This window comes from Vibrio litoralis DSM 17657, assembly GCF_000426765.1.
Taxonomy (GTDB): domain Bacteria; phylum Pseudomonadota; class Gammaproteobacteria; order Enterobacterales; family Vibrionaceae; genus Vibrio; species Vibrio litoralis.
Map to the genome: position 1 here is coordinate 117,921 of NZ_AUFZ01000022.1, position 25,634 is coordinate 143,554.

At 39.7% G+C, this 25,634-nt stretch carries 21 protein-coding genes; 7 read left to right on the forward strand and 14 right to left on the reverse strand.

Translation table 11 applies throughout. From position 1 onward, the window contains the following. Nucleotides 1-17: 17 nt before the first annotated feature. Complete coding sequence (locus tag K358_RS0109415) at nucleotides 18-632, reverse strand: LysE family translocator (protein ID WP_027696584.1); 615 nt, start codon at nucleotides 630-632, stop codon at nucleotides 18-20. 126 nt (nucleotides 633-758) lie between these two features. On the opposite strand from K358_RS0109415, the gene K358_RS0109420 reads away from it, so the two are divergent. Next, nucleotides 759-1,706: a Gfo/Idh/MocA family protein gene (locus K358_RS0109420; protein WP_027696585.1), complete on the forward strand. Its 948-nt coding sequence runs from the start codon at nucleotides 759-761 to the stop codon at nucleotides 1,704-1,706. Nucleotides 1,707-1,935: 229 nt separating this feature from the next. Here the strand turns inward: K358_RS0109420 and K358_RS0109425 are convergent, their stop codons facing one another. From K358_RS0109425 to K358_RS18300, 3 genes are all read right to left on the reverse strand, one after another. Next, nucleotides 1,936-2,466 carry a GNAT family N-acetyltransferase gene (locus tag K358_RS0109425; protein ID WP_027696586.1) on the reverse strand — a complete coding sequence of 177 codons (531 nt, stop codon included), beginning with the start codon at nucleotides 2,464-2,466 and terminating at the stop codon, nucleotides 1,936-1,938. Between the two features lie 199 nt (nucleotides 2,467-2,665). Beyond that, nucleotides 2,666-3,016, reverse strand: a complete 351-nt coding sequence (locus K358_RS0109430) for a hypothetical protein (protein WP_027696587.1) — start codon at nucleotides 3,014-3,016, stop codon at nucleotides 2,666-2,668. 743 nt (nucleotides 3,017-3,759) lie between these two features. Continuing rightward, nucleotides 3,760-5,187: a DEAD/DEAH box helicase gene (locus K358_RS18300; protein ID WP_038150029.1), complete on the reverse strand. Its 1,428-nt coding sequence runs from the start codon at nucleotides 5,185-5,187 to the stop codon at nucleotides 3,760-3,762. A 446-nt stretch (nucleotides 5,188-5,633) separates the two neighbouring features. Between K358_RS18300 and K358_RS0109440 the strand changes: the two genes are divergently transcribed. After that, a complete protein-coding gene (locus K358_RS0109440; protein WP_027696588.1) occupies nucleotides 5,634-7,022 on the forward strand; it encodes a YjiH family protein in 1,389 nt (462 codons plus the stop codon). A gap of 255 nt (nucleotides 7,023-7,277) precedes the next feature. Here the strand turns inward: K358_RS0109440 and K358_RS0109445 are convergent, their stop codons facing one another. The 3 genes from K358_RS0109445 to K358_RS0109455 all read right to left on the reverse strand — a co-directional run bounded on the left by K358_RS0109445 (nucleotide 7,278) and on the right by K358_RS0109455 (nucleotide 9,714). Next, nucleotides 7,278-7,679 carry a YgiW/YdeI family stress tolerance OB fold protein gene (locus tag K358_RS0109445; protein ID WP_027696589.1) on the reverse strand — a complete coding sequence of 134 codons (402 nt, stop codon included), beginning with the start codon at nucleotides 7,677-7,679 and terminating at the stop codon, nucleotides 7,278-7,280. A 153-nt stretch (nucleotides 7,680-7,832) separates the two neighbouring features. After that, nucleotides 7,833-9,050 (reverse strand): sensor histidine kinase, encoded by a 1,218-nt coding sequence (locus K358_RS0109450; RefSeq protein WP_027696590.1) that lies wholly within the window; start codon nucleotides 9,048-9,050, stop codon nucleotides 7,833-7,835. Next, nucleotides 9,043-9,714, reverse strand: coding sequence for a response regulator transcription factor (locus K358_RS0109455; protein ID WP_027696591.1), 672 nt, complete (start codon nucleotides 9,712-9,714; stop codon nucleotides 9,043-9,045). The genes K358_RS0109450 and K358_RS0109455 overlap by 8 nt, the downstream gene beginning before the upstream one ends. A 112-nt stretch (nucleotides 9,715-9,826) precedes the next feature. On the opposite strand from K358_RS0109455, the gene K358_RS0109460 reads away from it, so the two are divergent. Beyond that, on the forward strand, nucleotides 9,827-11,164 hold the full coding sequence (locus K358_RS0109460; RefSeq protein ID WP_027696592.1) for a DUF5666 domain-containing protein: 1,338 nt from the start codon (nucleotides 9,827-9,829) through the stop codon (nucleotides 11,162-11,164). Nucleotides 11,165-11,266: 102 nt separating this feature from the next. Here K358_RS0109460 and K358_RS0109465 read toward each other — a convergent pair whose 3' ends face one another. The 3 genes from K358_RS0109465 to K358_RS0109475 form a co-directional block, all read right to left on the reverse strand. Next, nucleotides 11,267-11,662: a DUF1090 domain-containing protein gene (locus tag K358_RS0109465; RefSeq protein WP_027696593.1), complete on the reverse strand. Its 396-nt coding sequence runs from the start codon at nucleotides 11,660-11,662 to the stop codon at nucleotides 11,267-11,269. Between the two features lie 182 nt (nucleotides 11,663-11,844). Beyond that, the gene (locus K358_RS0109470; RefSeq protein ID WP_156888714.1) at nucleotides 11,845-12,111 is read right to left on the reverse strand and encodes a hypothetical protein; all 267 of its coding nucleotides are present in this window, start codon (nucleotides 12,109-12,111) and stop codon (nucleotides 11,845-11,847) included. A 720-nt stretch (nucleotides 12,112-12,831) separates the two neighbouring features. Further along, nucleotides 12,832-13,587 (reverse strand): SDR family NAD(P)-dependent oxidoreductase, encoded by a 756-nt coding sequence (locus K358_RS0109475; protein ID WP_027696595.1) that lies wholly within the window; start codon nucleotides 13,585-13,587, stop codon nucleotides 12,832-12,834. Nucleotides 13,588-13,999: 412 nt separating this feature from the next. On the opposite strand from K358_RS0109475, the gene K358_RS0109480 reads away from it, so the two are divergent. Continuing rightward, nucleotides 14,000-14,881 carry an NAD(P)-dependent oxidoreductase gene (locus tag K358_RS0109480; protein ID WP_027696596.1) on the forward strand — a complete coding sequence of 294 codons (882 nt, stop codon included), beginning with the start codon at nucleotides 14,000-14,002 and terminating at the stop codon, nucleotides 14,879-14,881. Between the two features lie 342 nt (nucleotides 14,882-15,223). Here K358_RS0109480 and K358_RS0109485 read toward each other — a convergent pair whose 3' ends face one another. The 3 genes from K358_RS0109485 to K358_RS0109495 all read right to left on the reverse strand — a co-directional run bounded on the left by K358_RS0109485 (nucleotide 15,224) and on the right by K358_RS0109495 (nucleotide 19,830). Further along, nucleotides 15,224-16,804 (reverse strand): polysaccharide lyase family 7 protein, encoded by a 1,581-nt coding sequence (locus K358_RS0109485; RefSeq protein WP_027696597.1) that lies wholly within the window; start codon nucleotides 16,802-16,804, stop codon nucleotides 15,224-15,226. A 361-nt stretch (nucleotides 16,805-17,165) separates the two neighbouring features. Continuing rightward, entirely contained in the window at nucleotides 17,166-17,921 is a 756-nt protein-coding gene (locus K358_RS18305; RefSeq protein ID WP_051241261.1) for an exonuclease domain-containing protein, read from the reverse strand. A gap of 130 nt (nucleotides 17,922-18,051) precedes the next feature. After that, nucleotides 18,052-19,830 (reverse strand): sodium:solute symporter family transporter, encoded by a 1,779-nt coding sequence (locus tag K358_RS0109495; RefSeq protein WP_027696598.1) that lies wholly within the window; start codon nucleotides 19,828-19,830, stop codon nucleotides 18,052-18,054. A 424-nt stretch (nucleotides 19,831-20,254) separates the two neighbouring features. Here K358_RS0109495 and K358_RS0109505 point away from each other — a divergent pair, with 424 nt between their 5' ends. After that, nucleotides 20,255-20,905 carry an endoglucanase gene (locus tag K358_RS0109505; RefSeq protein WP_027696599.1) on the forward strand — a complete coding sequence of 217 codons (651 nt, stop codon included), beginning with the start codon at nucleotides 20,255-20,257 and terminating at the stop codon, nucleotides 20,903-20,905. A 344-nt stretch (nucleotides 20,906-21,249) separates the two neighbouring features. Continuing rightward, nucleotides 21,250-21,969 carry an oligogalacturonate-specific porin KdgM family protein gene (locus K358_RS0109510; RefSeq protein ID WP_027696600.1) on the forward strand — a complete coding sequence of 240 codons (720 nt, stop codon included), beginning with the start codon at nucleotides 21,250-21,252 and terminating at the stop codon, nucleotides 21,967-21,969. A 273-nt stretch (nucleotides 21,970-22,242) separates the two neighbouring features. Here K358_RS0109510 and K358_RS0109515 read toward each other — a convergent pair whose 3' ends face one another. Then, nucleotides 22,243-23,265 carry a polysaccharide lyase family 7 protein gene (locus K358_RS0109515; protein WP_027696601.1) on the reverse strand — a complete coding sequence of 341 codons (1,023 nt, stop codon included), beginning with the start codon at nucleotides 23,263-23,265 and terminating at the stop codon, nucleotides 22,243-22,245. A 513-nt stretch (nucleotides 23,266-23,778) separates the two neighbouring features. Between K358_RS0109515 and K358_RS18310 the strand changes: the two genes are divergently transcribed. Continuing rightward, nucleotides 23,779-25,572 carry a hypothetical protein gene (locus K358_RS18310; protein ID WP_051241262.1) on the forward strand — a complete coding sequence of 598 codons (1,794 nt, stop codon included), beginning with the start codon at nucleotides 23,779-23,781 and terminating at the stop codon, nucleotides 25,570-25,572. Nucleotides 25,573-25,634: the final 62 nt, after the last annotated feature.

Sequence of the window (25,634 nt, forward strand, 5' to 3'; positions counted from 1 at the left end):
TTTCAATTCTAGTTGGCTTACGCAACCCACACCACTCGCAGTGCCAATCCAATTAACACCACACCAGAAATGCGATCAATCCAATGGGCTTTATTGCGCAATGTAGAAAGTAGAAGCTGGCTAGATAACATAAAGGTAATTAAGGTGTACCACAGTCCATCGACGATGAATGGAGTCATGACAATAATTACTTTGCTACTGGTTTCAGCACTCACAGCAACAAACTGGCTAAATAATGCAGTAAAGAAAATCGCGATCTTCGGGCTAAGAATCGAAATGAAAAAACCTTCCTTTGCAGATTGAGCTACTGAACAGCTACGCCCTGATTCTAAACGCTCGGCAATGCCACCTTTTGATTGAATCGCATTAAAACCTAACCAGGCTAAATACGCCGCGCCCGCATAAGTGATCGCCTTAAATACCAATGGAAATTGATGAAGTAAAATCGCCAAACCCAGAATCGTAAATAGCGCGTACAAACCAATGCCAAACGCATGAGCCCAAGCGGTGGCTAAGCCATGTTTGCGTCCACCCGCTAAACTATGTTTCGCGACCATCGCCAAACTTGGCCCCGGTGACATCGCACCAAGTAAGCAAATAAGCAGTAGCGAAAGCCAGATTGTTAGTGTCATTGAATCCCTTCACCTTTTTTAAATATTTAGGGTTATTCTACTGAAAAAATTCCGTATGATGGTATTCATTTCTTCAGATACCTCTCTTTCGTATCAAACAGACACTTAGAGTTAAAAGGAAGCGCTATGAAAATCGCATTAATCGGACTCGGCGGCATCGCACAAAAAGCCTACTTACCTTTTATCACTCAAATTGAAGGCGTCGAATGGGTATTGTGCACGCGTAATGCAGAAGTACTGCAAGGATTAGCCACCAAATATAACGTTCGTGAGTATTACAGCGATTATCGCCAACTGGTTCATGCTGGGGTTGATGCGGTGATGATCCACAGCGCGACTTCTAGCCATAAAGATATTGCCAGCTTCTTCCTCTCGCAACACATTGCTACTTTTGTCGATAAGCCACTGGTGGATAATGGTTATGACTGCGAAGCCTTATATGAACTCGCTCAACGTAATAATACGCCGTTATATGTTGGCTTTAACCGTCGCCATATTCCACTATTCAACCAGCATTTAGTCGGTGTTCAATCGGGAATGCCGCTTAATCCATTACATTCATTACGTTGGGAAAAACATCGCTTTAACCAACCTGGTGATGTGCGTACTTTTATTTTTGATGACTTTATTCACCCGCTCGATAGCGTGAATATTTTTGCTAAGGCAGACATTAACGATATGCATATCACCACCCAGTGGAGTGGCAACCAACAACTGGCGAGCATCAATGTGCAATGGCAGCAGCAAGGTAGTTTGCTTAATGCATCGATGAACCGCGTGTTTGGTCAAACTCAGGAACGAGTATCAGCGGATTTTGCTAATCAATCCTATGAGTTCCGTGGCTTTATGGAAGGTACACTGTGGCAAGATGATAACGCGCAGCAATTACAAACCAAAGACTGGATGCCAATGCTTGCCACTAAAGGCTTTGATAACATGGTGCAAGAATGGTTAGGTGTCGTAAAAACCGGTCATATGCCATCAGCTTTAGTAGATAGAAATATTGCCTCGCATCTATTAGCTGACGCTTTATGCCAACATGTATTAAAGCAACAAACTCGTAAGGTGCACTAATTCTTCACTAGTTGTCGATATTAAACCCATAAAACAAAGGGATCCTATTTCAGGATTCCTTTGTTTTTTAACGTGCATCGGTATCTTATACCCAAAGTAATTGGCGTTGCAGTGAGGCGACAAGCGAATGAGAGCCCATGAGCATAGCTTGCCTATGTGATTGGGCCGAATGAACGCCGTCAACAAAACTGCAGTTTCAAGTACAACGGGTATAATCTTTCGCTAACAATCAGTTTGTTGCTTCAAGTAAGGCTTTCGGGCTTTCCCAGCAATAAGTATGACATGGTACTTGTGAACCACAGGGCGCCTTCCAAATAAAATCTCTATTATCCTTTGCATCAAGTGACTCATAAAATGCTTTAGCAGGATCATTACCTTTCAGTACTTCTAAATAAATTCCTGAATCAGCAAAGTGCTTTTGTGCCCATGTTGCTGCTTCTGCGAGTAAGGCTTTTCCATATCCTTTACCACGCTGGTCTTTATCGACATGTAAGTTATCAATCATAGTGCCTTGCTCAAAACTATGATTACCATATAGACAAACAAAGCCACACAACGCGCCTGCTTCTTCCAGTATTAATACACCTTGATTAAGTGGCGGTTGAGTTAAGCGAGTTTGCCACATGGCTAAATGCTCATCTTCCACTCGGCTTGCTAGATAATCATCATCTAAAAGACCTTGGTAGACTTGCTGCCAACTTGTGGCATGTAATTTGGCTATTTTGGAATAATCCTGAAATTCTGCTTCTCTAACGAACATCCTTGCTCCTGAGTTTATATTGTTGTTTTCTCTAATGTATCGAAAAACTGACCAAAGATTGCACTTTTTTACGAATAAATAACAGAATATATGAAGGTGGTAGCAAAGGTAGGTGGTATAAAACTCAAAAAGCCAACAGATTACTCTATTGGCTTTTTATCTACTTATGAAAACAGAGGTTTAACTTACCTCGATTAACTTAACTACGTTTTGGCTGGGTATACGTTTTGCCAGCAGCGGTGTAAGTTTCTTTCGTTTTCACATCGAACATAATATCGAAGAACCACGCAACGAAACGAATAATGTCATCGCCTTCATTCATGATGTGCTCAACGTATTCTTGCTCAACGCCGTTGTCATCTTCTTGAGTAGTCACATGGTAAATGCGGTTCTCACCGTCCACTTCTGCTAACGCAAATTGACCAGATAGCGATTTAGCGGCATCGGCCACGTTGCTGTCGCTGTTCATTTGCAAGAATTTAAGCGCAGTCGGTACTGAATCTAGAGTACATAGGGTTTTTACGAGTGTTTCGAAATCACTTTGTTGCATGTTCTATTAGCCTTGTATTTAGGTCTTTCACTCTTAATCGAGCATCTTGAGGCGGATTCTACACTATACCCAAGTGACTTGGATATATTTCTACGTTGATCAGCAATACAAAGCACAAAGAAATGAATCCTACTTGGTAGTATTTAGTAGAATGCGTAAATAAAGAAAAACCCCGACACTTTCGTATCGGGGTTATAGTCTCACTCGCAGCATTCCGGCTACTATTAATGCTCCATGCATCGAATCCGTGATAGTGCTTATCCTAAGCTAATCCTGCTTCGCCTTCCTAGCGGTGTCCTTACGTAAATCCTTGCTGCTAATCGTTCCTAATTAGCGCTCATCACTTGTTCCTTGAGCGGTGTTCCTTCCTCAAACTAGAGGTGTCCATTTATCCGTTTAAGCCGCATCCTGCCGCTCAATTTAATCCGTCAAATGTCCTTTGCTTCCTGCTGACCGTTATCCTAACCGTCAAACTTCATCCTGAATAAAACCGTCTTGGTTTTTCTTAAATCCTATGTCGCTTCCTTCCGACACAAATAAGACTACGCTTCTGCTGAAATTCCTCAAGAGACCTAATTCAAAGTTTTTGCTCTTTCTCTAAGCAAAGAACACCACAAAACAAAAAGACCAGCTATAACAATAAGTTAAAACTGGTCTCTTCTGATTTTTATATTGAATAACCGTGATCGCTCACATAGCTTGTAAGCGATCTCGCACACGGCCAATCCTATATTTTACTGGGCTTAATTCGCTTTGAAATTACTGCCATTGTTTTTAGGATTACGTTGTGGCGATGCACCTGCTGGCTTACGGTTTGCAGCCGGTTTAGGGCGTGCATTGGCTTGTGGCTTTGCTCCGTCAGTAGACGCTGTCGCCGGTTTTGCATTACCTGCATGACGACGATTTTTGCTTACTGGTTTATGACCACGAGCATTATCACCTGAACGTTGACCATCATTATGTTGGAAAGTCTTTTTCGGTTTCTTTGGTTTTTTTGGTTTGATTGGACGAGTATCTAATCTTGATTCCGGCAATTTATTAACTACAGGGAAACCTTCAAGCTCCATACGCGGTAATACTTGCTTGATTAGACGCTCAATCGAGAATAAGTCATGAGCTTCATCTGCACATACTAATGAGATCGCTTTACCAGTTGCGCCCGCGCGGCCAGTACGACCAATACGGTGTACGTAGTCTTCAGAGACATGCGGCAAGTCGAAGTTCACCACTTGTGGCAATTGTGCGATATCGATACCACGTGCGGCGATATCGGTTGCCACTAAAACGCGCACTTCACCCGTTTTAAAGTTCTCTAATGCTTTGGTACGTGCACCTTGGCTTTTGTTGCCGTGAATGGCGGCTGAGCTCACGCCCTTTTCATCTAAGAAACGGCTTAAACGGTTAGCGCCATGTTTGGTTTTACTAAATACCAACACTTGCTGCCAATCGTTATCTTGGATCAGTTTCAGCAACATCGGTGCTTTCTTCTTTTGATCCGCAGGATAGATACATTGCTCAACCGTAGTTGCCGTTTGGTTCGCTGGGTTAACCGAAATTTCTACAGGGTTATTCACTAAACCTTTCGCAAGCTGACGAATGTCATCAGAGAAGGTTGCAGAGAACAATAAGTTCTGACGTTTCGCTGGTAAGAAAGACAAGATTTTACGGATATCACGAATAAAGCCCATATCCAACATGCGGTCAGCTTCATCGAGCACTAACACTTCTAGTTGAGAAAAACGTACTGCATTCTGGTTATACAAATCCAATAGACGACCAGGAGTGGCAACGAGTACATCAACGCCTTGTCTTAGTCTCATCATTTGTGGGTTAATTTTAACACCACCAAATACAACCGTTGAGGTTAAGCGCGTATGCTGGCTGTATTGTTCTACATTCTTATGCACCTGAGCCGCAAGCTCGCGAGTAGGCGTTAAGATAAGTGCACGAACTTGGTTAGGTTTAACACGATCACCCGCTAATAAACGCTCAAGAATTGGCAATGTGAAACCAGCCGTTTTACCTGTACCGGTTTGTGCCGCGGCCATCACATCTTGACCTTCGATAACAGCCGGGATGGCTTTCGCTTGAATTGGTGAAGGTGTGGTATAGCCTTGTTCTTCCACCGCTTTAAGTAAAGGGGCAGAAAGTCCTAAAGAGGAAAAACTCATATATATTGATCTCGATAAAATAGAGAAGCCAAATGGCTCAGAGGTATGAATATCAATATCTTTGTATACCTTATGTTTACTTGTTGTAGTGACAAGGTATATGAGAATTTACTCTGCTTTCAGGATTGGTGTCGCTGGAAGTGATATTAATAATCTTGATTGAGCGGCTATTCTGACCGCTTTATCTGAAAGCAGCAACAAATATCGTGACTTTTATCACAGATAGTTAGCAGCAGTTCTCATTTGCATAGAAATCCACCACTCTCTTACCAATGGCTATACTTGTACTCTTTATGCGTAACTTTTATCCCAAAAAATTGCCGTTTCCCTATTTCACTTTGATTAGAAAGTCGGTATTCTTGCCGCCATTGAATAAATCATGGATTGATAGTGAATAGTTATGCGATGGATTGCGCAATTTTTAAGCATTGTCATTTGAGAGCATAATGAAAGATTCTTCAAAACCAACGGGTAACGCCAAGGTAGAAAAAACAAGCTACCCACTAAAAACTTACCTTACCTTTATCATTCCATCTTTGATCGGTTTGTTTTTATTCATGGCACCGTTGAGCTACCAAGGCTCATACACGATTCCAGTCGCTATATTAGCCAAATCTTTGCAAGCAGCACTAGCCAATAGCATCGTTCCTATCATTACGATTGTTATTGCGTTTATGGCTATCGCAACCATTCTATATAAACTGATTCAACCTGCGTTTATTAAAAATAATGCCTTTTTACACGCGCTAATGACACCATCTTTAATTTGGTTTGTGGTGCGTGTTTTTGGTGGTATTGCGGCGGTTATGGCGTTTTACCAGGCTGGCCCAGAAATGGTATGGGAAGAAAATACCGGTGGTATGGTATTAAACGGTCTATTACCAACCTTATTCTGCGTATTCATTTTCGCCGGCATGTTACTGCCTCTTTTACTTAACTTCGGTCTACTTGAACTATTCGGTACGCTATTAAGTAAAATTATGCGCCCAATCTTCAACCTACCAGGTCGTTCTGCTATCGACTGTATGGCATCTTGGTTAGGTGACGGATCGGTTGGTATCTTACTAACTAGCAAGCAATATGAAGATAAATTCTATACGCAACGCGAAGCGGCCATTGTTGGTACAACCTTCTCAGCGGTATCGATCACTTTCAGCCTAGTGGTTATCGCACAGGTGAACCTTGAGCATTTATTCATTCCTTTTTATGGCGCAGTTTGTTTAGCCGGTTTAGTTGCTGCAATTATTTTGCCGCGCATTCCACCACTACGCTGGAAAAAAGACACTTTCATTGATGGTTCAGTGCCAGATATGAAAGCGGATGATTTACCAGAAGGTCACACTAACTTCTCTTGGGGCATGCACTTAGCACTGAGCAAAGCAGATAACGTTGGTGACTTGCATAAAGTCTTAGTTGAAGGCGTGAAGAATGCCATTGATATGGTGTTTGGTGTTCTACCGGTTGTGATGGCGCTTGGTACTGGTGCTTTAATCATTGCAGAGCACAGTTCACTGTTCGAGATTTTAGGTCAGCCTTTCATTCCATACTTAAAACTACTCGGGCTACCTGAAGCAGTTGAAGCATCACAAACGATTGTGGTGGGTTTTGCTGACATGTTCATTCCAGCGATTCTTGCAGCGCCGATCCATAGTGATATGACGCGTTTTGTGATTGCGGCGATGTCGGTTACTCAGCTAATTTACATGTCTGAAGTAGGTGCTCTTCTACTCGGTAGTAAGATCCCAGTGACGCTATTAGAGCTATTCGTGATCTTTATTTTGCGTACTCTCATTACCCTACCGGTAATTGTTGCCGTTGCACATTTGATTTTTTAATTGTTCGACTAGTCTTACAAGCCAAGTCCACAAGACTAGGCTCACCAAAGAAGCCCCCAAAACAAGAAAGCCTGCATAAGTTAATTATGCAGGCTTTCGTTTTTATTTAGTTTTACTTATTCGAATATACCCAAAGTAATTGACGTTGCAGTGAGGCGACAAGTGAATGAGACCCCATGAGCATAGCTCGTCTATGTGATTGGGGCGAATAAACGCCGGCAACAAAGCTGCAGCTTCAAGTACGACGGGTATCGATTATTTAACTTCTAAGCTATCCACATCAATAGTTAAGCTGTTCCAATCTTTATCCACTTCGCCATGCAATATTACGGTATGCTCAGTTGTAACGGTACGCCCATGCCATTTGTCGTTATCAATTTCCACAGTAATTTCACCAGTTGAATCTGCAAAGATATAGTCTTCACCACCTAGTGAGCTTTTAATCTTACCGGTTAGTACAACCTTAGTATCATCACTGGCATCTTTTGCTTCTTTGATCGTTTCAATGATTGTTGTGCCATGACGTGGGCCATCAAAACCGCCTTGAGTGGATGTCTGCGCTTTCTCCGCAGGTGCAGGAGAAACCACTTCAGCCATAGCAATAGAAGGAACTGACATTAATGCTGCAAGCGAAATTGTTAATAGTGTTTTGTTCATGGCTTTTACCCTTATTATTGTAAATTTGCGCTAGCCTGTTGGCTGTATATTGCGTCGATGTGAAACAGTATATTTGGGCAAGTGTGAAAAAAGCGTGAAAAAATCAACATCCCCGAAATGTTCGAAACTAGGTATGTCTCAAACATTGTGATTTCAGCTCGCAAACACTACCCTCGCCTTAAATAATTTACCGTCATTTTCGGTATTAAACTGCCAGTTCATTCGGTTGCATACTCGTTCGATAATGACCAAACCGCAGCCGTAACCAGAATTGTGCATGTCGTTACCATCATGTTGGTTTGTGACAATTAAGCTTTTATCGGTTAATTCCACGACGATATCGCCGATGCTATAACTAAAGGCATTCTTTAATAAATTCGCCATCACAATATCAATAAAGCTTGATGGCGCATCGACTGTGCCCGGAGCGACCTCTTTTAACTGGTAGCTGGCATCTTGTTTTGCGAAGTGTTCAGACATATTTTCTAGCACCGTATGAATATGCTCAGACAGTGGCTCACGACTAATATGGTGCGCTTCAATGTCTTCTTTACCTAGTAGCAGAAATGCCTCAGTTAGAATCTGCATTTGGTTACCAGCATATTCAATACGATTGACGGCTTTAGTTGCCACGCGAGGCATATCAGGCACTTTACGCAGCAATTCGGTCGAGCCTTTGATCACCATAATCGGCGTACGCAGTTCATGTGAAGCAAAGCGACTAAACTCTTGTTCGCGTTGAAAGTAAGAGGCAATTTTGGCTTTATTATCTAATAATGTGTATTCAATACTGCGGGTTTCTCTATATCGCGTATCGACCACAAAATCTGGCTTATCAGGTGCCATCGAATCAATTTTTTCTTCAATTTGAATCAATGGTCGTGAGAGTAGACGAACGAAATACAAACCATAAGCCATTACTGACAGGAGAAAAACTGCACCGACTAGAAAGGTAATAAGGTGAAGATTGTCTTCGTATTCATCGAGGTAATCATCGGCATCATCTTGGAAAACCACATATAACCAACCGATGCCTGATGGATGTTTGGTGACTAGAAAGTGTTTATCTTCTGGGCCGAGTTGTTCTTCAAAAAAACCGGGGGTTTGATAAGGTTCTAACCACCCTGGAAGTTCTTCTTTTGACCAATAGGTATCGAGTTCTTGAGGATCAGGTTTATCCGCTTTAAAGCCATATCGTCGATAATTTTTTAAATATTCTTGCGTTTCAGTGGTTAACCGATGCTCAAGGCTAATTACTTCGAGTCGATCTTGAGCAAAATAAATAAGCCCCCAAAATAACAAGAACATCACGCTAGTAAGCACGATGAATGTTAAGCGTATTTTTTTAAAAAAACTTGGCGCGTTAGTCATTTTTTAATCGATACCCTTGACCATGTAAAGTTTCTAATCGAGTTGAATCAAAGCCTTTATCAAGTGCACTTCTCAAACCATAAATATGACTGCGGAGTGAATCACTTGATGGGCTTTCTTCTCCCCATACTTCAGAAATCACCGCTTCTTTTGAAACTACCGCAGGTGCGTTTTTAAGTAATAATTTAAAAATAGTGCGCTGGATTTTACTTAATTTAATTGGCTGACCAGAACGGGTAACTTCATTGGTTTGTAAGTTCATTGATAGGTCAGCAAAACTTAAATTTCCGACATCGAGTCTTGGTCCACGGCGATGTAACGCATGTAAGCGTAAGCATAATTCTTCCATGGCAAAAGGCTTATTTAAGAAGTCATCACCACCTGAATTAAACGCTTCAATTTTATCGTTCAAAGTATCTTTGGCAGTTAAAAATAAAATCGGCGTATTACAAAATAATTCTTCGCGTAACTTTTTCACCGCATTAATACCATCCATTTTAGGCATCATAATGTCCATAATGATCACGTCATAATGGTTCTCTTCAATGAGCTTTAACGCACTTTCTCCGTGATAGGCACAATCCGCCACGATACCTTCAAGCTCTAAGTAATCCATGATGGTTTCCACCACACTATGAGTATCATCAACAATCAGCACTTTCATAATATTTCCGCCATTTTTATTTTATTTCTTCACGTTTTCTTTACGTTTGGCCGATTAAGATACCTGTAAATCAACTACTCCTACAATACAAATATAAAAAATAAGGTTTATTATGAAAAAGACACTTTTATGCTTATCGGTTGCAGCGCTACTTTCAGCTTGTGGTGGTAGCGGTAGTGATCACAATTCATCAAATAATACTAATTCTTACTCATCTCCGGAAAAGTTAACCGGAACAGTAACAGAAGTTTCAGATAGTAAAATTACCGTGAATGGATTTGAACTTGATGCTTCTAACGCTGAAGTGGAATATGACGAAGCACGACTAAACTTAACCGACATTCAGAAAGGCATGCGTGTTGATGTTGAAACTAACCGCAGCGGTGTCGCAACAGAAATCGAACTCGACCCTAGCCTAGTAGGTGAAGTAACGGCCGTAAACACTGATTCGATCACGGTAAATGGTACGGATATTCCGACAACACCAAGCACTCGCGCTTACTCATCTACCGCTCAATACAGCAATAGTGGGTATCAAGTCGGTGACTGGGTTTTAGTAGACGGTTATCTGGATAACAGTGGCCAATGGCAGGTTTTCGGTATTTATGACGCTTCTTTCATTCACAATGGTGAAGCCGAAATTGAAGGTCCGATCTCATCGTTAGATACAACAAATCAAACCTTTAACATCGGCCAAACCTTGGTTTTTTATTCGGGATCTACAGAGATAGATAACGATGCCTCACTAGCAAATGGCTCTTGGGTTGAAGTTGAAGGCAACTTTAATGGTACACAATTTGTTGCGACTGAAATTGATATTGAAGATGATAACCAATACAGCGGTGCTGAATTAGAAGGTGTCGTTACTTGGGTAAATAATGAACAGACGTCGATTGAGTTAAATGGCCGTACTAGCATTGCGATCACCGACAGCACTGTATTTGATGATGGCAAGCAAGCTGACCTTATTGAAGGTGCTCGTATTGAAGTAGAGCTTGTGAATGGTACGTCGGGTCTAGAAGCGACCGAAATTGAGTTTGAGGATGGTTCAGGCTCTCAAACTCAATCTAGTGTGAAGTTTGCACTGTCTGGCACTGCAACGTTAATTGATGATACTAGTTTCTCAATTAATGGTTATGAATTTATTACTGACAGCCGTACTCAATTTGAAAATAGTTTAACCATGGCAAGCATTGATAATAGAGACATTGAAGTTGAAGGCGTAGAGTCTACAGATGCTAGTGGCAATATTATTTACCTAGTCAAAGAAGTGGAAGCATTAGAAGCCAATGATAACGATATCGACCTAGAAGGTTCTATTGAGAATGGCACGCTTTGGGGTTATAGCAGCATTGATGGCTCACTTGATAATAACGGCTCTCGCACTGATGTTGAGTGTGTTATAGATACGCTAAATCACACGGTTTCTAACTGTCGCGTAGATGACTAAGATTACTCTTACCAAAGATAGCTAAACTAAAATGGCGCTTGGAAATTAATCCAAGCGCCATTTTCTATTGGAACTTATTAATATATAACGATCATAAGAGCTTTATAGCTTTTGCAATTCAGTCTTTAATTGTTCAAGCTCTTGCTTATCTTCAGCCATTTTTTGTTTGTACTTTTCAACTTTATCAAGCTCTTGGTCTTGAATCGCTTCCGCTAAATCATCTTGATGCTCTGCCAAGTCATCCATTACATCATCAATATCATCTTGTAGATCGTCTTTCAATCCATCTACCGTACAGTGATCTTTCACTTCCGTTAACGCTTTTTGTAGACCAGCTTCTTTATTCGAATTGTTGTGCTGCTTAGCGAATTCAATTTGCTTTTCAATCTGGCAAACTTTTGCCTCACAACCAGACAAACCACTACACTCTTGTGCAGCGACTGAACTAAAAGACATTAACGCAGCAAAAACTGACATTGCGACAGTAATACGTTTCATAATTGCATCCATAAAAAGTATGAAAAGAAGATAATCATACTCTATAGCCCACAGCAATTAACATCAAAATATCAATTTATTTTATATGGTTATTCATAAAAATGGCCACATAAAAAATGACCATTCATTACATTCCAATATAAGATAAAACTGCGCTAATAAGCCTAGTTAATTAACAAGACTCAGCATGCCGTCATCATACTGGCGACCATTTGATGTGCACTTTTCGGCATTGGTTTTATTTCACTTAAGTATTCGTGAATTTCTTTGGGGGTCAATGTACAACCACGATCAGTAAAGTGCATGATTTGATAAGTGGTGGCGATTTTAGAAATAGTGAACTCATCACGACCGGGTGAAAACGGAGAGAACATCCAACGTAAGTTCGCAACTTGTTCTTGAGTTGCATATTCTTCTTTTGGTTTGAACTGGTAGACGTTTGTCATCATGCTGATCCTTTTATCTCTTTTTCTCACTGCACACAAACACCGCAGTAATCTTACTGTTTATCACTTGCCTTTCAGCCGAAGCTGTTAGGGTTAAACGTATCCTGAGCAAGACTTTTACGCTCGCACAAGATACTGTTTAAATATACAGTGTAAATTTACTGTTTGTCTAATGTTATTTAGCTAGAAAAAACACGATGAGTGTCAGAGTAAAATCTGCCGCCATTTTTGCCGCCACTTTCAGTTTTCAGACCTAAAAAAGGCCGCTTAATTAAGCGGCCAATTTAGAATAACTAATCCAGTTTTTTTGTTGAAACAACCATAAAACGATACTAAATAAACCTTTATAATCAGCATCTTACATAAAAAACAACCATACATTGATATCATCCAAAACAACCATAAGTTGATATTTTTGTCAGTTTACAAATTTAGTTCAGGACTACCTGTAAGAAAGTTACTTTCAGCATTCTAGTATACAATTCTCATCCGAAGATATTCATCCTTTGTCTAAACGCCACCAACACTAGCAAGATTTTGGACAAAAACCTCTTAGTAAAGTCATGCTAAGAAACTAATATCAGATTAGTAAAAGTATCTTGAAACGTAGACCTCTATCTATTTAACCGAGGTCATTAACCAAAATGATGTAGTGCCATTAAGATTAATTAACTTAAGAAGCTATTCAAATCCAATTTAAATAGCTTTTTCAATAACCGATAATTAAATACCTAACGCTTGACCACCACCGATTTGAATAGTTTCAGCAGTGATAAATGATGCATCTTCGCTAACTAGGAATGCAATCACTGATGCTACTTCTTCTGGTTGACCTAAACGACCAAGCATAATGCTGTCTTTCCAAGAAGCGAAAACTTCTGGCTTAGTTGCTTTAATTTGAGCGTGGAAAGGTGTATCGATTGTACCTGGAGAAACCGCATTTACGCGGATGCCAGCAGGAGCAAGCTCTTTAGCCAATGCTCGAGTTAAAGTATGAACCGCGCCTTTAGAAACACCGTAGATACCAGCACCAGGGCCACCAGCGTTCCAACCTGCATTTGAAGTAAAGTTGATGATTGAACCACCTTCTGCTTTCTTCAAGAATGGGATAGCAGCGCGAGACACAAAGAATGCACTATCAAGGTTAAGCGCCATAACAAAACGGTAGAAATCCGTTGTCATTTCTTCCATTGGGCTACGACCACCTAGGCCACCAGCATTGTTAACAACAACATCAAGCTTGCCGTATTTTTCACCAATTGCCGTGATATTTTCAGTCACCATTTTATCATCAGTTACATCAAAACCATAATACTCAGCTTCAATGCCTAGTTCTTTTAATTCTGCTACGCGCTCAGCACCTTTATCATCTTCGATACCGTTAAGTACAACCGTGTAACCATCCGTACCAAGACGTTTTGCAACTTGAAAACCAATACCGCCAGTTGCGCCAGAAATAAAAGCAATTTTTTTAGACATAGTCATTCTCTCTTTAATCATCCATTTATAAATTTTGATTGGTAAACAACATTCATCACCAAAACATCTGATATTATTGTATTACAAATAATATGATTTTCAATTTTATTTATCGTAGAAAGAACAAAAATGAGATCTCAACCAAGTATCCGATTGACTAGAAAATACACATTCCCTACTTTATACCTTCATTCATGTATCACTATATTGAAACCTAACACTGCTAAGCTTTCCTCATAGTACAAAAGGAAAAATTAAATAAACCTAACTCGATTATTAGAGTCAATTTCGTGATCTATGTTGCTTAAGTCACAGAAAGCAACGTTATCTCCCTTCATTTGATTGCTAAACCAAATTCATACCTATAGAATCACCTCACCTAGCTATATAATAATACAATTGGAGAGATATGATGACTAAACCTGTTATTGGTTTTATCGGCCTAGGCCTTATGGGCGGCAACATGGTAGAAAACCTACAAACTCGTGGCTACCAAGTAAATGTAATGGATCTTAATAAAGACGCTGTTGCCGCTGTTCTAGCTCGTGGCAACGCAGCAGAAGCATCATCTGGTAAAGAACTTGCTGAAAAAAGCGACATCGTGATGCTTTGCCTAACAACGTCTGAAGTTGTAGAGAAAGTAGTATACGGTGAAACAGGTATCCTAGCGGGTATGTCTGAAGGCAAAACGCTAATCGACTTCGGTACTTCTATCCCAGCTTCTACTAAGAAGATTGGTGCTGATCTTGCTGCTAAAGGCGCAGGTATGATCGATGCTCCTCTTGGTCGTACTCCAGCTCACGCTAAAGATGGTCTACTAAACATCATGGCAGCTGGCGACATGGAAACTTTCAACAAAGTGAAACCAGTTCTTGATGACCAAGGCGAAAACGTATTCCACCTAGGCGCTCTAGGTTCTGGTCACGTAACGAAACTTGTGAACAACTTCATGGGTATGACGACTGTTGCAACTATGTCTCAAGCATTCGCAGTTGCAAAACTGGCAGGCGTTGACGGTCAACAATTATTCGACATTATGTCTGCTGGCCCTTCTAACTCTCCGTTCATGCAATTCTGTAAGTTCTACGCAGTAGATGGCGAAGAAAAACTAGGTTTCTCTATTGCAAACGCAAACAAAGACCTTGGTTACTTCCTTGCACTATGTGAAGAGTTAGGTACTGAGTCTCTAATCGCTCAAGGTACTTCTACAAGCCTACAAGCAGCGGTTGATGCTGGTCTTGGCCAAAACGATGTACCAGTTATCTTTGATTACTTCATGGGTTTGAAAAAGTAATCATTAAATAACCTATTACTTGATAACAAAGTTAAGCTGCAATATAAGCGATTATATTGCAGCTTTTTTATGTATCAAGTAAAGGTAGATGCTTATTTTCATTAACACTTTTTATTAAGCCTTATTGTCGCGAATAGTATATACCCAAAGTAATTGGAGTTGCACTTAGGCGACAAGTGAATAAAGCCCCGTGAGTTTAGCTTGTCTAAATGATTGGGGTGAATGAGCGCCGCCAACAAAGCTGCAGCTTCAAGTACGAAGGGTATAGACGTAAAAAAGGCACTGAACATAATTGAACAGTGCCATTGAATTTTAGGGGGGATTAATCAGTCAGTGACTAGATTATTTACCTGTGTATGTGTCATGCGATTTTTCTAGTTTATAGAATGTCGCTTGAACATAATCATCTAAGTCACCAGAGATGTTTTGGTTATATACGCCAGCTTTAAAGTACATGTACTTACCGCCTACGTCATAACCACTTTCACTCATATCAACAACTTGTTGTACGTCTTCTTTACCATCACGCTTAACAGTAACCGTTAAAGTATTACCTTTAACTTCAATGCGGTAAGTGAATTTCTCACCTAGAGCAATACCATCATCGCCGATTTCGCCCGTCATGCCACCAACAAGGTCATAGAACGCATCTGTGCCTTTTAATGTGTTTTCATGAGCAAAGTAAACCGTACCAGTGTTGTGGTTTGGTAGTTTACGGTAGTACAAGCGAATTGGTTCGTCATCTTGGTCATGGATCTGGCCGATAATGAAACGACCTACTTGGCCTGCTTCACCTGTTGTTGTGGTGTGGTCAACTTTCAAAGTTGCTTCAAGGACACCATCAACGCCGCCAGCGGCTTTTAGATCTTCAACCGGTGCTGAGCCAAATACCCAGTTGTTTTTATTTACACCTTTAGTTGAAATCGATTGGTCACCTTTACGCAGCATTTCACGCATTTCAGTACGAGCGTACTTAGTGTTTTTCGAAGTACGAACACCTTTAATGAAAGTTTTAAAGACTAAACCACCATCATCGGCTGTGTAGAACACATCAGGGTGTTCATAACCATTTGCCAGGTTCCATTCTGAAACATCATCAGGACGGTTGTTACCATCGTGGTCAAATGGTTGAGATAGGTACCATTCTGTTAGGTCAAAGTTTTCACTTGGCTTATTGCCCGCTTTTGGCGTTGCTGGTAAACCAGTAGGCGCTGCTAGTGCACTTCTTGTGTCACATTTCACGCTAGTATCACATGGGTAAACCGCTGGTGCGCCGAAGTTGCCTTTACGTAGGTCTTTACGCGCTTCTTTTTGTGCCGCTGCTTCTGCCGCCATTTGAGCGATCATTGCTTGTTCAGCTTTAACAACATCATCAGTAATCACTTCTGACGTTGGGCAAGAGTTTAATGAACAGTTGATTGCGGCAAACTCTGTCACACTGTTCCAATCATTACCGGTGTTACCGTGACCAACATATTTAACATAGCGAGCTTGTACTGGTTCAAAATCAAAACGCTCTAAACCAATAACGCGGCCTGAACTTTCTTGACCTTCTAGAACAGGCGTCCAAGTTTTACCATCAACACTGACAAGAACATCAAATTTGCTTACACGCTCATTACCTTTACTGAAAGCAGCACGTACTGCATCAAATTCATGTACTGAACCGTAATCAAAGGTTGCCCACTCGCCGTCACCATTTGCAGACCAACGAGTCGTTAGATCTTGGTCAAACATACGGTCTGGACCATTACCATCATGGCTGCTTGCATCAATCGCGGTTGGAGTCAAAACAGCAACACGAGGTCCCTCTTGTTTTGCTGCCATTTCAGCGGCTTTTTGAGCATCGGCGCCATTAGATGAACAGCCCATTGCTAATACAACAGATGAAGCCAGCAAGCTTTTTAGAAAAATATGTTTCATCTCTACATCACCTATAAAATGAGGTTAAAAAATCAAAGGTTTATCAGTTAAAATTTTATTTACTAAATGAATCAAACAAGGTCATTCTTTCATACTCTTATAACACAAATAAGAGTATGGATATAAAAACGAGACCAAGATCAGCTATTGCAATCGATTTAAACTTAAAATTTTGGATTAGATCTTAAAATTGATAACCAAAGAAAATAGATGGCTTTTTAGAGAATAAAAAATGATGTGACCAAGCACGAACTCAGACAATAAACCCACCATTTAGATCATGATAAAACAAATGATTTTCTCGCCATTCATTCGTAGTTTTATGCATTTCAGTGGGTATAAAAATGAGTGGATATAGATATTAGCCGAAAACATTTTTAGATACTGATGCGGTGTGCTTATTGAAAATATCTTCAATTTTAATTTCATACTCTCGATTACCGAAAATATTCACAATTTGAGCGAGGAAAAGCTCGGCACAAGATATCGAATCGATTAAAGCATTATGAGCAGGATACGCCGGTAAATGATGTTTTAACCGAACATCTGTTAACTGGTAGCTACAGGTTTCAGGGTGCTGAATATAAGTTAAACATTTCTCTATTTTTAAGGTATCAATCCACACGATTGGTAGTTGAACAATACCAAATTTTTGTTGTACATAATGATCAATGAATTGCTTTTCTACCACTGCACCATGAACCAACACCACTTTGCCTCGCATCATTTCGAACAGCTTGTCCATGGTTTGGTCAAGTTCATGCCCATTTTCTAGCATTTCAGGCACAATATGATTAATGACTGCACTTTCTGAATTAATACCTTCCGAGCGGTTGAGGTAAACATGCCTGGCCATTTCCACATCAATTTTCGACTTAACCATTGGAACGGTACCAATACTAAGAATCGAACATTTCAATGGATTAAGCCCCGTGGTTTCAAAATCCAAGGCTAAGTAATGCAAAGAATCTATCGGGGTTCCCAACTTGGGAACTGGATAAGAAAGTAATTGACGCAAGCCATCTGGCCACTGGTCATTAATAGAAATACGTTTGCGGGCATGTTCAATATTAGTCAACGGGTGACCAAATAACTGCGACTTTATATGCTCAAACATCTATTTTCCTTATCTCATAATTTGGATATAACAATCTTGATATAAAACGAACAAAAAGCCAGCGAGTCAATTCGCTGGCTTTTAATTGTTATAAAGAAATGTGACTTTCTTTATCGCTTAGAGCAATAACTTACGATTTAGATTCCGCTTCAATTTGAGCATCTTCTACTTTGTTGTCTACCGCTTTCACAAGTAATAGACCAACCGCTAGTACAATCGCACCACAAAGAACAAACACGAAACGTCCCCATAGTGGATTTGGAATGACAAACATTGCCATTACACCGATACCTGCAACACTGATTAGTGTGCCTAGCATACGACGCTGTTTGTTATCTAGGTTTTGTTGTTCAGCACTTTCGTTTACTAACGGTGTTGCAAGGTTAGTAAAGAATAGGTCAACGTCTTTCTCACGGTGTGGAGCAAGTTTCTTATAGAACAGAGTTGATAGCATGAAGAAACCACCAGTGAAGACAATATGACCAAGCAGACCAATTGCAACTTTCAAGTCAGACCATTCACGCTTAGTTAGCTCTTCTAAACCAAACCACGTTGAGACGTGATCAGCCGTGATAACGAAACCTACGATATAAGAAACAATACCACCAACCACTAGCGTACCCCAACCAGCCCAGTCTGGCGTTTTACGGATGAAGAAGCCAAGGAATGCTGGAATAGTCATTGGGAAACCGATTAACGCACCAACGTACATCATTGTGTCAAACAAGCTCAGACCTTTCAGTGAGTTGATGAACAATGCAACCATGATGATCGCTAGACCGAAGAAGGTAGATGTGATTTTAGACACAAGTACTAATTCTTTTTCAGTCGCATTTTGACGTAATACTGCTTGGTAGAAGTTCTTAACAAAGATACCTGAGTTACGGTTCAAGCCTGAGTCCATAGAAGACATAGTTGCAGCAAACATTGCAGCAATCAGTAGACCAACCATACCGATAGGCATGTATTCTTGTACGAAGTATAGGTAAGCGAAGTCAGCTGCTTTACTACCCGCTTCTGGGTAATGCGCTGCTAAGTCAACACCTTGACCTGCGATGAACCAGCTAGGCATGAACCAAATGATTGGGCCAATAGTCATCAAGATACAAGCTAGAAGCGCCGCTTTACGTGCGTTTTTAGAGTCTTTTGCAGCAAGGTAACGGTAAGAGTTAAGCATGTTGTTGGTAATGCTGAACTGCTTCACGAAGATGAAGAATGCCCAGATACCGAAGATGCTTACATAGTTAAGATCACCACCCGTCATGAACGACTCTGTTGGGAAGTTGTTTACGATGTTAGTGACACCGCCGCCTTGAATCATTGCAACAACCGCAGCAGTAACCGTTACCGCCATGATAATAACCATTTGCATGAAATCAGATGCGATAACCGCCCAAGAACCACCTGTTACTGACATGATAAGTACTACCAAACCCGTTAGGATGATTGTAGTGTTCATATCAAAGCCGAAGATACCAGAAGCAATGATCGCTAGACCATTCAACCAAATACCTGCCGAGATAACACTGTTAGGCATGCTTGACCAAGTAAATACTTGCTCATTACCACGACCAAAACGCATACGAATTGCTTCAATTACCGTAATAACGCGTAATTGACGGAATTTCGGAGCGAAGTAAACGTAGTTCATCAAGTAGCCAAATGCATTGGCAATAAAGATAATTGCTACTGCAAAGCCATCGTTATAAGCTTTACCTGCGGCACCAGTAAAGGTCCATGCACTAAACTGTGTCATAAATGCCGTAGCACCAACCATCCACCAAAGCATGTTACCGCCCCCACGGAAGTAGTCACTGGTGTTACTTGTAAATGTACGGAACATCCATCCAATAGCGATTAAGAAGAGGAAGTAGATTCCGACAATGGCAGTATTTAAATCAAGTTCCATCGTGTTATCCTTTTTTTGTAATTTTGATTTCCTGAACAATATAACCAACAAATAAATCATTTGTAGTACAATATTGCCATTGCGTGACATTCATCGACTTTCCTTTGCCTCAATTTGTATGACAAGTGATCTAAATCAATAAATTCATTTTATTTCACAGATGAACAAGCACGGATACAACACCATTTGAAACCTCCACTCCTATACACAACAAAGGACCAAGCCCTAACTAATAACCGCAAAATAATAATTAAAAATACCACAGTTCACTATTCAATTAAGATTGCTCAATGATCTAAAGCACACTTCTGAAAATCCATGCATTCCCACCTATAGCAATGAACAAAAAAACCTACAGGCTCACATTAAATAATACAATAATATTCTATTTTATTCTGACATTCATAACTGAAGGTATTTTACGATGAAAACGACAGTATTAGGTTTAGCGCTTAGTTCATTATTAATGGGTTGTGCATCCACTTCTAATGACGCTACACCAAGTGCAACCACCGCCACTCAAACAAGCAGCTTAATTCAAGATGGTCAACTAACGGACTTTAGAGCCAATAGTGGTAGTAGTGATGTTTGGATAAAACACGCAGACAAAAGTGCAGGCCTTGGTGATGTAGGCAGCTCAAAAGACACCGCCTTTGATGATGAAGGTTCTGCCCGAATACGCTTTATGAGTGAAAATGATGACTTCACTGCAACGCCTGGCTTAACACAACAAGTAGCAGGTTTAGAGCAAAACACCGATTACACCCTTTCTTTCTATTATTACGACAACAAAGGTAATAACTCTCCAAGTGAAATTGAATTTGGTTTAAAAGATTCAACGGGGAAAGATATTGCTTCTAAAACCGTTCATGCTCGTGATGTAGCACAAAATCCATCGGGCAGCGTAAAAAGTGGTTTTAAGTTAACTACCCTAGATTTCAATTCCGGTAGTAATACAAATGCACAAGTCTTCTTATATATGTCAATCACCGATCCAAGCCAAATTGATAAAAATGGTGATATTGGTAAGCAAACAGAAGTTCGTGTGGATGAATTCAAAATCACCAAAAAATAATCATCACATAACATGACGGTCGAACAACTTTCGACAAAGCCTTATAGAATCAAGGCCCTACAACTGGAAATTAAATGATAGAGCCTTATTTTCATCAAAAGAAAACCATTAATTTGTTTATTTAGATCACACTTTTCGATCTAATCAGCTTAAAAATATGAACTATTTAAAATAAATCGATCTGTTTCACATACATCAGACCATAACTTATTTATATTTCATTTGTATTATTTAAGTTCAATAACACAAATCAAGGAAATGAGAATGTTGTTCCTTTTACGATAACTTTGCTGGCTCATTTCAAGTGACACAATTAGAAACCATAACTACACAGGACGTTGGATATGTTCAAATTAAATAAAGTTTTACTTGCTACTACTGCCGCTATTCTTGCAACTTCTGCGGTAAGCGTTAACGCTGCTTCTGTTGATATTCGCCACGAATACAAACATGACACTGAGTCAAATAACAACCGTATTAAAATCGGTGGCAGCACCTCAACAGATTTAGGTAAGCACTACTACAGTGTTGAAATGAAATTCGCAGGCCGTGATGGTACTTATGGTTTTGATGATTTAGAGCGTGGTGATTCAGAAGTTGTTTATGAGTTTAAACACTATATAACTGAGCAATTTTACGTACAGCCAGGTATGCCAATTACTATGGGTGACGAACGTGTAACTTACAAACCTCAACTACGTATTGGCTATGAGTTTGATTCTGGTATCACAACTAAACTACGTTACCGTCATGAATTCCGTGACTATACATCTAATAAAGAAAATGGCGAGACATGGCAGAAAAGTAAAGTGACTGCAAACTTAGATTATACATGGAACAACATGATCCAATTTGGTTTTGAAGCGAACTATGAAAAAGCGCATGAAGGCGATAACTGGATTTTGTACGATAACAAAACTTGGAACTACGACTACAACCTAAAAATCGGTTATAAAAACGAAACTAACTGGCGCCCGTATGTTGAGTTCGGTAACGTAAGTGAAGGTAGTAGAGATGATGCTCGTCAATTACGTAGCCGTGTAGGTATCACTTATAGCTTCTAATCATTTTCAGATACTACACTCAATATTTAAAGCCAGGCTTATAGTCTGGCTTTTTAATATTTAATGATATTAGAGAAACAACCCTATCCACTTCCCTTTCACTAACCACATAAAGAATCTCCTTCTCTTTATCAACATTAGTCAATTGGCAATAGAATTAACAGTTAAGGGAAGGTTGGGAAGGGTTGTTGTGTTTAAATAAACTTGTTCAAAGGTAGGTTTATAATTAAGCGCACGAATAAAACCTCGTACGCTTAATTTTAGGTATTATTCTTAATTATGTTGAGTCGATAACGAATAGAAAGTCGCTTGAACGTAGTCACTATCATCGCCGGTATTATTTTGATTATAAACACCCGCTTTGAAATACATATACTGGCCAGCATCAGCATAACCACTGCCGTGCATATCAATTGTTTTGCTCACATAAGTATTATCTAAGCGCACAATAGAGACGGTTAATTGATCCCCGACGACTTTAATCTGATAGCTGAACTTCTCATTTAATGCGATACCATCAGAAGGATTACTCGCAGAATCACTTTTACTACCAATAATCTCATACCAATACTCACTGCCATTGCGAGTTTCATGGGCAAAATATATTGAGCCTTTAGAGTTATTAGGTAGTTTACGGTAATACAAACGAACCGGTTCATCATCGTTGGCATGAATTTGACCGATAATCACTCGCCCAATTTGGTAACCTTTACCACCTGTCGTGACATGGTTGACGGCTAACGTGGCATTTAAAACCCCATCGACCCCACCCGCTTTAGCTTGTTCTGAACTTGGCGCAGAAGAAAATACCCAGTTATTTTCATTCACACCTTGTGTTTTAATACTAGTATCACCTTGGCGAAGCATTCCGCGTAATTCAGTACGGGTATAACTGGTATTGGTTGAAGTTTTAGGGCCATTAACCCCTACTTTAAATACCATGCCACCATCATCTGCGGTATAGAACATATCGTCGACTTGGTAACCATTGTTTAAATCTTTTTCATAGATACTGTCAGACTTACCATTGTTATCTAAATCAATTGGTGCACCTAAATACCATCTAGTTAAATCAAAATTTAATGATGGTGGCAATGTAGGGTCTAAACTAAAATTACTAGCTGGTGATACAAGCGAATCAAAATCTGGTTTTTCTGCATCAGTGCTAACTTCATCAGTCGCATTATTATCTAAAGCGCTATCATCTGAATCTGATGAAGACGATCCCCCACCGCACCCTGCTAAAATAGCGGATATTGACAGCACTAACGTTGTTTTTCTCATCCATGGCTTCATTGGTATTTCCTTAATGAAAGATCACACTAAACATGCCGCTACAGCCATTAGTGATTATTCTAATTAACATTCAATAATAATCTTCCAAAGCCACCATTAATCATACAAAAAGATCGCAATAGTGTGATATTAATAACATAAATCTCAATATTAACCTTGCTTAAAACCTCACCAATAAACATTTGATCTAGATCACCATAAAAACCAAATAAAACCTTAAATACAGTAACTTAACCAAAGATGGCCATCCTAAAGCTTATATTATTTCACCTTGTAAATTTATTTATCTTCAATGTAGATCACGAATCCAACATCAATTTCAATAAACAATTGTATTATTAAATTATAACATTCAAAATTATAAACACATTAATCAATAAGTGATGTAATCAAGGATAGAGAAAACGTTTTTGACACAAGCATGACTTAACGCATTACGTGAACGATTCCGAAAAAACTATTTCAAAGAACCGGGACAACAAAAAGGTTCGACTAACTATTAGGATGATAATTATGAAATTAAAACCAATTGTACCTCTGATGTCATTGATATTTGCAGCCACGCTTACAGGCTGTAACTTCGATGGTTCAAGTGATGATTCAGCCAGTGGCTCTAGTGATGGTGGCACAGGAACAGTTCCAACAGCACTATCTTCTGACGCTTACTGGAATATTGGCGGAACAGCAGCGTTAAGTGGTGTTTCAACTTATTCAGAAGATTTACCAAACGTGCATGTTTTTGATGGTGATAAACAATATTACTACGATGATGATGATAACTTTGGAACATATACAATCAAGGAGCATTCTCTTGAAGAAAATATAGAAGCAGGCACACTACGATTTACTCATTATGATGCCAGTGGCCCTACAGAAGTTGATGGTGAATACCAAATTTCGGGTGATACTCTATCAATTGACACCGCTGGTGCTTTTGGTGTTCTTACAGTATCAGATAAGTCTGAAGACCCATCTATAAAAGATGCGGTAACTAAAGCTAATGAAGCCGCTGGAATTACAGTTTCAAATAAAGTTGCCCAGCTACTAGATACAACAACTGGTGATTCTGGTGAACTGCGTGTTAAATTTGCAGATTCATCAACTGCTGTAGGTGTAGAAACTATCGCATCAGGTAAAGTTAAATTCGATCTTACCTATCAACTAGATGAAGACACAGCTCAAGTTGATACAGGGACAGGTGATAGTATATATATCTCCCTCTATAATGCAGATGGTACGTCTAATAGCAACTTACACACTGGAATTATCTTAACTAAAGGTATGATTGAATATCGTACAGCTGATGGCAAATCAATTGTTGAAGGTTCATTCGCTGAAGCAGAAAAACTGGCAATAGAAATAACTTGGTCACCAAGCGGTGCAATTTTCACTATAAATGGCACAGAATTTACAGTTGAAAGTTACGGTCCATCAAACCCAGTAGCAGTATTTTCTGTTAAGTTAGGCGACACTTCAGACACCACACAGTATGAACTGTTAATTGACAATCTTGAGCTATATTCAAATAGCAATGCAGTATTTAGTGATAATTTTGAAGGCTATGCTGAAGGCCATGTATTATCTGATGACCCATACAATGATAATACCTTTGAAGCTACCGTTATAAATGAAGCTGCAACCAGTTCAGACGATTCAACAGATAACGGCACTGATACCGGTGGTGAAACAGACAACGGTTCCGATACTGCTATTACAGAAAACTTTGATTCATATCAAACAGATACAAATATCAGTGTCGCAAGCTCAAACTGGAGAGAATATAACTCTTTAGGCGATGGAAAATCTACTTTATCATTTGTTGGAATAAGTTCAGAACAAGCTAACAGTGGCAATAATTCATTATTAATTTCAGACTTAGATGACAACAATAAACCTTCTGCAGCACTTGAGTTTAATGGTAGTCATATAACAGGTTCAGTATCTGTAGATGTATATGTCCCTTCTGGTAATACTAAAGATACTTACATAAACATTGGAAATGGAAAAAATAGTGCTGACCGTTATTTTGAAGTTCGCATGAATGATGGCAACTTAACCATTGCTGGAGACAACGAAGTAAAAATTCCAGATGCTGTACCTGTAGATACATGGACAACTGTTTCATTTGATTGGGATAACGGTAATATTAATACATCTGTAAACGGAGCAGTAGTTAATACAATGGCCCACACTGAGACAGGTTTTGCCGATGATGTCATCCCTTCACAATTAACTTTATATGTTGGTAATGATGGTGATGCTTCAAGTAAAGCTTATTATGACAACATCAGCTCTGATTTATTCTAAAATATAAATCAAACCAACCAAAAAGGACGCCCCCTCAGCGTCCTTTTTTATACCTCATATTT

Bases quoted from the DNA above. Each gene is read 5' to 3' on its own strand.
- K358_RS0109415 (WP_027696584.1), bottom strand. From the start codon at position 632: ATGACACTAACAATCTGGCTTTCGCTACTGCTTATTTGCTTACTTGGT.
- K358_RS0109420 (WP_027696585.1), top strand. From the start codon at position 759: ATGAAAATCGCATTAATCGGACTCGGCGGCATCGCACAAAAAGCCTAC.
- K358_RS0109425 (WP_027696586.1), bottom strand. From the start codon at position 2,466: ATGTTCGTTAGAGAAGCAGAATTTCAGGATTATTCCAAAATAGCCAAA.
- K358_RS0109430 (WP_027696587.1), bottom strand. From the start codon at position 3,016: ATGCAACAAAGTGATTTCGAAACACTCGTAAAAACCCTATGTACTCTA.
- K358_RS18300 (WP_038150029.1), bottom strand. From the start codon at position 5,187: ATGAGTTTTTCCTCTTTAGGACTTTCTGCCCCTTTACTTAAAGCGGTG.
- K358_RS0109440 (WP_027696588.1), top strand. From the start codon at position 5,634: ATGAAAGATTCTTCAAAACCAACGGGTAACGCCAAGGTAGAAAAAACA.
- K358_RS0109445 (WP_027696589.1), bottom strand. From the start codon at position 7,679: ATGAACAAAACACTATTAACAATTTCGCTTGCAGCATTAATGTCAGTT.
- K358_RS0109450 (WP_027696590.1), bottom strand. From the start codon at position 9,050: ATGACTAACGCGCCAAGTTTTTTTAAAAAAATACGCTTAACATTCATC.
- K358_RS0109455 (WP_027696591.1), bottom strand. From the start codon at position 9,714: ATGAAAGTGCTGATTGTTGATGATACTCATAGTGTGGTGGAAACCATC.
- K358_RS0109460 (WP_027696592.1), top strand. From the start codon at position 9,827: ATGAAAAAGACACTTTTATGCTTATCGGTTGCAGCGCTACTTTCAGCT.
- K358_RS0109465 (WP_027696593.1), bottom strand. From the start codon at position 11,662: ATGAAACGTATTACTGTCGCAATGTCAGTTTTTGCTGCGTTAATGTCT.
- K358_RS0109470 (WP_156888714.1), bottom strand. From the start codon at position 12,111: ATGATGACAAACGTCTACCAGTTCAAACCAAAAGAAGAATATGCAACT.
- K358_RS0109475 (WP_027696595.1), bottom strand. From the start codon at position 13,587: ATGTCTAAAAAAATTGCTTTTATTTCTGGCGCAACTGGCGGTATTGGT.
- K358_RS0109480 (WP_027696596.1), top strand. From the start codon at position 14,000: ATGACTAAACCTGTTATTGGTTTTATCGGCCTAGGCCTTATGGGCGGC.
- K358_RS0109485 (WP_027696597.1), bottom strand. From the start codon at position 16,804: ATGAAACATATTTTTCTAAAAAGCTTGCTGGCTTCATCTGTTGTATTA.
- K358_RS18305 (WP_051241261.1), bottom strand. From the start codon at position 17,921: ATGTTTGAGCATATAAAGTCGCAGTTATTTGGTCACCCGTTGACTAAT.
- K358_RS0109495 (WP_027696598.1), bottom strand. From the start codon at position 19,830: ATGGAACTTGATTTAAATACTGCCATTGTCGGAATCTACTTCCTCTTC.
- K358_RS0109505 (WP_027696599.1), top strand. From the start codon at position 20,255: ATGAAAACGACAGTATTAGGTTTAGCGCTTAGTTCATTATTAATGGGT.
- K358_RS0109510 (WP_027696600.1), top strand. From the start codon at position 21,250: ATGTTCAAATTAAATAAAGTTTTACTTGCTACTACTGCCGCTATTCTT.
- K358_RS0109515 (WP_027696601.1), bottom strand. From the start codon at position 23,265: ATGAAGCCATGGATGAGAAAAACAACGTTAGTGCTGTCAATATCCGCT.
- K358_RS18310 (WP_051241262.1), top strand. From the start codon at position 23,779: ATGAAATTAAAACCAATTGTACCTCTGATGTCATTGATATTTGCAGCC.